Here is an 8,343-nt window from a genome sequence, read left to right on the forward strand (position 1 = left end):
AACCTGGAAGAGAGTTACAAACGGATCTTAAATGTAGGCTGCTGTAAAGTCCCTTACGAAGATTTGTCTGATATCATTGGGCCCAATCCAATGGTTTTTGGCACAACAAAAGATGAAAAAATACTATCCTTTGAGGGTATAGACGCGTTGTTCAAATCGCAATTTGAACAAAAGGGCGATATGGAGTCAGTGCTTGATCGCAAGCGAATTGCCATGCGAATTTCAAAAGATGGGAATAATGCTTTTATCGTGGAAGAAATTACCCTTATACTTTCCTCTCCTGAAGCAGTCCATACCATTTTTATGAGGGCCACCTGTGTGATGGAATATCTGGACAATCAATGGAAACTCACCCACTGGCATACTTCCAGTCCTGTTGATACCGAGAATGACCCCTGGCACCTGGAGGAGTGGAAACGGGAAAAAGAGAAGCTTCAGCAGCTTGTCGATCAGCAGACTGTAGACTTAAAGCGAAATAACCGGGAACTGGAAATAGAGGTCGCATTGGAAAGGGTACGCTCTACAGCAATGGCAATGCAAAAGAGCGGGGATTTGAAAAAAGTGGTAGGTGATCTTTACGAGCAACTCAGAACTCTCGGATTCCAATGGGGAGTAGCTTCTATCACCATCATGGATCCGAACACCGGTGACATGGATTGGTGGATGGAGGGTGTTGGTGATGGCTACTTATTACCCGAACGCTACCATGTGCCATTTTTTGACCATCTAGGTCACCTTCAACAATTGGAACAGTGGAAAAACGGGACTCCCTATGCGGAAATTGAAATCTCAGGTCAGGAAAAAAAGTCCTATGATGCCTACTATTTTTTTCAAACGGATTTCGTGCACGCACCTGGGCCATCCAAACAATTGATGATGCAACAGGAATCTGTCCGATTTTCGATGGCCTTTATGAAGTATGGTGCTTTGTCCTGGTCGCCTACCCCACTATCCAATGATCAGGCAACTATTTTGGAGAGATTCGCAAAAGTCTTCGAACAATGCTACACCCGCTTTCTCGATCTCCAGAAAGCCGAAGCACAAACCCGGGAAGCGAAGATTGAGGCAGCTTTGGAGAGAACCCGAGTCAAAGCCATGTCAATTCAGAGAAGCAATGAGCTTAAGGAGATTGTCAAGGTGGTGTTTGATTCCTTACTTGAACTGGATTTTATTATAAGGGATGGCGCTGTTAGTATCTTGGTTTTTGAGAAAGGGTCAAAGGACCATATCCAATGGATTGCTGATCCTGACCATGTTTTCCCTGAATTCAGGGTTGAATTTTCTGACCATACTTTACTCACTGATATTATTTCAGGTTGGGAAAATGGATCGATCGGATATCAAAAAATTTATCCCTATAAAGAAAAGCGGGAATACTTCGAATTCCTCTTTGAACACAATCCTTCTTTTAATGCTACGCCTTTGGAAATAAAAAACCTGCTACTTGAAAGCAGGGAATATGGTTATTCGATTGCATTTGGAAGGCATTCTGCTCTCTCTGTAGCCACCAACATCGGTAAACTGCTTACTCCAAACGAATTTGAAATACTGAAGCGTTTTTCCAACGTATTTGACCAAGCCTATACCCGCTTTCTCGATATCAAAAAAGCAGAAGTTCAGGCTAGGGAGGCACAGATACAATTGGCACTTGAAAGGGTACGGGCAAGAACCATGGCCATGCACAATAGTTCCGAACTTATTGAAACTGCAGAGTTATTGTTTGGTCAATTGAAGCAATTGGGGGCAGAATCACAGGGGGTAGCTTTTGCAATCTGTGAAAAAGAAAACATAATGGTTCAGAAGTGGACAAGCATCGGGGTATTTTCAGTCCCCTATACGTTGGAAGCAGGTGAACAGCGCATGTATGAAGCCTGGAAAAACCAATCTGAAATTTACGAGGAGGTTTATGAAGGAGAAAGGATAAGAAAGTATTATGAGTTGTTTATGGAGATTCCGGAGTTTAAACAGGGAATCCAACAATTAATTGACAGTGGCACTCCACTTCCTGACTGGCAAAAAAACCATGCAGTCCCATTTAAATATGGGTATTTATTGTTTATCACAACGAAGCCATTTGTGGAAACACATATATTTTCCCGCTTTGCAAAAGTGTTCGACCAGACTTACACGCGCTTCCTTGATCTCCAAAAAGCTGAAGCCCAGGCAAGAGAAGCTCAGATAGAAGCGGCTTTGGAAAAGATCAGGAGCCGATCCCTAGAAATGCAAAGCTCAAGTGAACTGAAAGATGTGATTGCCACGATGATTGAAAAACTGGAAGAATTGAAGGTGATTCACGGTACATTGGCTATTCAGCTTTTTGATTTTGAAACCATGGATTCAATTTTTTGGCCTGGAACCCACCTACAAGATGAGACCCGAAAGGTTCAGTTACCTTTTGATCAAAAAATGATGGAAGAGGACACCTGCCATCGAGACTTGTGGATTGCAAAGGAAAAAGGTAAAACCATCTTCAACAAGGTTTATACAAGGCAACAAAAGGACCGATGGTTTGAATATGTTTTTGCCCACAACGATTCCACTGTCATTGAAGAGAGGGCAAGAGAATATATCCGGGTTGGAGAGATCCATACGGTTTGTTTTTTCCCGGAAAAAAACGCTGCCTTATTTGCTGACAGTTGGGATGGATCGAAATATTCTGAGGACGAATTTCTAGTTCTGAAAAGGGTTGCCAAAGTCTTTGACCAAGCATATACTCGATTCCTCGATCTTGAAAAAGCTGAAGTACAGGCAAGGGAAGCGCAAATAGAAGCTGCTTTAGAGAAAGTACGCTCTACTTCATTGGCCATTCACCAATCCCATGAACTTGAGAAAGTTGTGGTAGTTTTGTTTGATAAGCTCAAAGAGCTTGGGGTACCATTTGATTCAGCTTTCATATACCTTTTTGACAAACCAAAAAAAAATATTGTGGCATGGGTGGCTTCTATATTATTGGAAACTCCCATTATAGTGAATATGCCCTATGATGATGAAATTCAGGATAATCCAATAATAGCGGATTTGTGGCATGCGATTGAAAGCGGGGAACATGGTCTAAACAAGGTATATAAAGAAAAAGACAAGGACGTTTATTACCGGTATGAAGCAAAACATAATAAATCAATTATTCCTGAGTCAATCACTGATTTTCAACTTCAATCTGAAAGTTGGATAACAAGTTTTGCTACTGAAAAAAATTCAATTGTGGGGTTTGATAGCTGGCAGGGACATTTAACAACCCACGAAGACTTTCAACTTTTAAAACGATCTGCAAAAGTTTTCGAGCAGGCTTATATCAGGTTTTTGGACCTCCAAAAAGCAGAAGCACAAGCAAGGGAAGCCCAGATTGAAGCGGCATTGGAGAAGGTGCGTTCCACATCCCTCGCCATGCACCGTTCGGATGAAATGGAAAAAGTCATCATGGCAGTTTCGGAACGGTTGACCGAACTTGGATTTCAATTTGATGGCACCTTGATTTTTATTTTTGATTCAGAAAAAAGGAATATTATCCTTTGGATCGCTACAAACCAATTAGCAGTTCCCCTGAAAGTCGAATTACCTTATGATCTTGAGGTGGTAGATAATGCAGTTTGGAATGCGTTATGGAATGCAATAGATAAAGGTGAACATGTAATCAACAAAACCTTTTCTGGAAAAATTAAGGACGATTATTTTAGATATGTGCAGAAATACAACGCTGAAATAATTCCTTCCCCTGTCCAGAAATTAGAGCTTGAGTTGCCAAACTGGTCGATATCCATGGCTGCGGAAAAAAACGCAATACTTGCTGTTGACAGTTGGTCGGGTAAAGATATTACACATGATGAATTTCAAATCCTGGTCCGCTTTTCAAAAGTATTCGAACAAGCTTACGTCCGTTTTCTCGACTTGCAAAAGGCCGAAGCCCAGGCAAGAGAAGCACAAATTGAAGTTGCGCTGGAAAGAGTAAGAAGTCGTACGATGGCTATGCAACGAAGCAATGAACTAACGGATGTTGCCATGCTATTATTTCAGCAGGTGAAAGAATTAGGTATTAAGGCCTGGACAACGGGTTTTAATGTATGGCAGGCAAATAATACAGCATATATTGACTATGTCACAGATCCCTCGGGCGATTTTCTGGAGCCTACATGGTAGATCTTACCAGCCACCCTGCCTTCGTATTGATAAGAGAAGCGAAGCAAAGAGGAGATGACTTTTTTGTGTCATTTGTAGAAGGAGAGCAAATCGCAGAAATGTATCAGTTGCTAAATAGTTTTGCTAATAAGGGTCAATTTCAAAAAATCCTTGACTCTGGTTTTCAATTTCCTACACACCAATTTAACCATATTGTATTTGGTGCTCAGGTAAGCTTATTGTTTGTAACGTATGAAGCTTGCCCGGAAGGATGGGATATTTTCAAACGTTTTGGAAAAGTTTTTGAACAGACCTATACCCGCTTTCTCGATCTTGAAAAAGCGGAAGCACAGGCAAAAGAAGCGCAGATAGAGACCGCATTGGAGAAAGTCCGCTCGACATCACTTGCCATGCACAAAGCTGAAGAGCTGAAGAATGTAGTGTCGGTCGTATTTCAAAAGCTGAAAGAACTGGGATTGACATTTGATGTTGCAGGCATTCGATTATACGCTGAAGGTTCAAAGGATATTGTTCAATGGGTGGCAGCACCTGATCTACTTTCAGCACCTGTCCTAGCATACCTTCCATTTGTGGAAAAAGATTATTTGGAAAGTGAGATGCTCAAAGATGTTTGGCAGGCAAAGGAAATGGGAAAAAGTTTCTTCAATCGGCATTATTCCTTTGAAGAGAAAAACAAGTTTTTCCAATATGCAGGAAGGCACAACGACATCACTGCAATGCCCAAAGATGTAAGGGAATTTCAATTGAAGGCACCAGAATACACGCTATCGATAGTTGCAGAAAAGCGCTCAGCACTGTGGGTGGACAGTTATTCAGGCCAAACTATTACAAGTGAGGCTATTGACATCTTAAAACGTTTTTCAAGGGTATTCGAACAGACCTATATCCGGTTCCTTGACCTCCAAAAGGCCGAAGCTCAGGCACGAGAAGCACAAGTTGAGGTTGCGCTGGAGCGGATCAGAGGGCGAGCACTTGCCATGCAATCCTCCTCCGAACTCACAGAGGTGGTGAAAGTGCTTCGGGATCAAATGGGAATATTAGGTCATCAAGATTTGGAAGCATCGGTGGTTCATCTATATTCTGAAGGATCTCCAACATTCGATTCTTGGTATGCTTTTCGGGCAGGGGCCCAAATAATAGAAGGCAGTGCCACCTTTAGGCTTGAAAATTCTGCGTTGGCAAAGGAGTTTTTGGAACTGTACATAGATGATGTCACCGAATACACCATTGAAGTAAAGGGAAAGAAGTTAGAAGAATGGTTAACCGAAATTAAAAGTAACGCACCGAAGATCGCCGCCTACTGGGGAGATCTTCCTCCGGAAAAGCAGTTTTACCACTTCTCTGATTTCTCCGGCGGAGCATTGCTAATGGTATCCTATGAAAAACTGACTGAAGAAACACGAATGCTCCAAAAACGCTGCGCATCCGTTTTCGAGCTGGCATACAAACGTTTCCTTGATTTACAAGCTAAAGAAACGCACGAAAAGGAATTGCTGGAGGAGAAGCAACGATTAGAGCAAGCGCTTTCCGAGTTGAAAGCCACCCAAGCCCAACTCATCCAATCCGAAAAAATGGCCAGCCTCGGAGAGCTCACAGCAGGCATCGCACATGAGATTCAGAATCCACTAAACTTTGTGAATAACTTTTCGGAGGTGAGTTCGGAGTTGGTTGATGAGATACAAGAGGAAAGAACCAAAAATCAAGGCCTTCGACAAAGCTCAGGGTCAGAACTGACAGCAGAGGAAAAGTTAGAAAATGAAATTCTGCAGGATATTAAGCAGAATCTGGACAAGATCACGCTCCACGGCAAGAGAGCAGATGCGATCGTCAAAGGTATGCTGGAGCATAGCCGTGCCAATAAAGGAGAGAAATCTCCCACCAATCTCAATACCTTGGCCGATGAGTTTGTCCGACTTTCCTATCATGGTTTGCGTGCTAAAAACAAGTCATTCAACGCTGAGTTCACGCTGAACCTCGATCCAGATCTACCAAAAGTCAATGTAGCTGCGGCTGATATCGGACGGGTGATTTTGAACTTGGTGAATAATGCTTTTTACGCAGTTCACGAAAAAGCTAAATCTGGAGTTAAAGACTACAAACCAGAGGTGATTGTAAGTTCTATGAAAACTGAAAAAGGTATTGAGCTATCAGTGCAAGACAACGGCTCCGGTATCCCAGAACACATCAAAGAAAAGATATTCCAACCTTTCTTCACCACCAAACCGACGGGTTCGGGAACTGGGCTAGGCTTGAGTCTGAGCTATGATATTGTGAAGGCGCATGGGGGCGAAATAAAGGTAAAAACAAAGGAGGGTGAGGGAACTGATTTTCAAATACTGCTACCTTTTATCAAATAGGAAAATGAAGTCAACAATTAAGGGAATAATGCATAGAATTTCCATAGGGTTTATCTTCCTAGTGCTAACATGTACTCAAGCTGCCTATGCCCAGCTTTCCGTCAATAACCTAACCTGGTACACTGAGAAAGATGGTTTGCCCGGTACCCAAGTCAATAAAATTATTGTTGATCAATTTGGATACATCTGGATAGGAACTATCAATGGTTTATCACGATATGACGGCTACAATTTCAAACGGTTTTTTCAAAACCCCAATGACCCAGGATCAATAAAGGGTCATGTTATTTGGACATTGTTTGAAGATAGTAAGGGTCAAATTTGGGTAGGATCGCAGCCTGGTAAATTGAATGTATATAACCCCGTGACTCAATCATTCAGACACTATGAATTTACAGATTTGGTGGAATCTGAATTAAATGGTGAGATAGGCATTGTTTCAATCACCGAAGATTCATCCGGCAGAATATATTTTGGAGTTACTTCACTTTACAGTGAAAGTCTTAAATCCACCTTATTATATTTTGATGAAAAAGATAAAAAAGTAAAAAAAGTTATCACACCTGAAGATGTGGTTATTGATAATATCAAAAGCTTAATTACGGACAAAAATGGTAATGTTTGGATAAGTTGTTGGAGCGGAATATTTAAAATAAATAAGGAAGGAAATATTTACAAAGTGACTCCCAACATGCTATCAGGGAGTATATTTTTACAGAATGAATATGAGGATCAACTTTTTAGTGATCCATCAGGGTATGTATGGGGGATTACCAATTTTGCCCGATTATTTCATGTTGATATCGAAACCTATGAAACGGAAATTATCGCACCAATCGGAATTATGGAGGATTATTACTTCAATAATTTGGCAATGGATGAAGATGGCGCCATCTGGTTGGGCACTAACACTGGTTTATTCAAGTTTGACCCCAAGACCAGTGAAGTAACTGAATTTGATGACCTGACAATGAAGGACTATCAATATTCGGCGGTCAATACCCTTGCTATGGATTCCTTCGGTTCGGTATGGATCGGTACCAACAGCACTGGAATGTACAAATATGAGGAACGATCAATTTTCAAATCTTTTGTCAACAAAATCAATGACCCACAGTCCATTACGGGCGGATGGGTTAACAATATGCTTGAGCTTAAAGATGGGAATATCTTGGTTACAACCTCAGGCGGAGGCGTGAATATTGTTGATTTAAAGAAAAATGAAGTCTTCCCTCTTCCCTTCCAAAAATCCCTGCCGGGGACACATACCATTTTTGGTATTATCGAACAATCTATCGGAGAATTTCTTTTTTGTGCCAACAATGGTTTTTTTCAGTTCAGCTACCCCAAAAACCAATTTAAAAGAATCAACCTCCCTGGAATTTCGCCAAACACCTTCATACTTTACTTTCTAAATGACAGCAAAGGCTATCAGTGGGCATTTACCAACCAGGGAATTTATAGGAAAAACTCCCTTGATTCTGATTTTCAAAAAACCGCAATCATTATCGAACCAGAAGATGAGAATAGCTTAAAGGCTGCCACGCGTGCCTATGAAAGCAATAAGTATGGTTTATGGATTATCACAAATGATGGCTTGTTTTTATATGATTACAAATCCAATCGCATTAATCGAGTTGGGCTCGACCCGTCTAAAAGTGATGTATTTGTTACCCAAGATGTCAATGCCCTATATGAAGATTCGGTTGGAACGGTGTGGGTGGGTACTTGGCAGGGAGGGTTAAGCAGGTATGATGTGAAAGAAGGGAAAATCAAGACCTATACCATTGACGACGGGCTGCCTTCGATGAGTATTCAGTCCATCATTGCAGATGAGAAAAACCAATCCCTC

General features: G+C 41.4%; 3 protein-coding genes. All 3 read left to right on the forward strand.

The window, feature by feature from the left end; genetic code table 11:
- Positions 1-4,134: nuclear transport factor 2 family protein (locus tag ACEW8O_RS25115; RefSeq protein WP_373497381.1), on the forward strand; the 4,134-nt coding region annotated here is incomplete at its 5' end.
- Complete coding sequence (locus ACEW8O_RS25120) at positions 4,128-6,491, forward strand: sensor histidine kinase (protein WP_373497382.1); 2,364 nt, start codon at positions 4,128-4,130, stop codon at positions 6,489-6,491. The genes ACEW8O_RS25115 and ACEW8O_RS25120, both read left to right, overlap by 7 nt.
- Positions 6,492-6,495: 4 nt before the next feature.
- Positions 6,496-8,343: two-component regulator propeller domain-containing protein (locus ACEW8O_RS25125; protein WP_373497383.1), on the forward strand; the 1,848-nt coding region annotated here is incomplete at its 3' end.

Origin of the sequence: Aquiflexum sp., assembly GCF_041749095.1 — a bacterium.
In the GTDB taxonomy this organism is placed as follows: domain Bacteria; phylum Bacteroidota; class Bacteroidia; order Cytophagales; family Cyclobacteriaceae; genus Aquiflexum.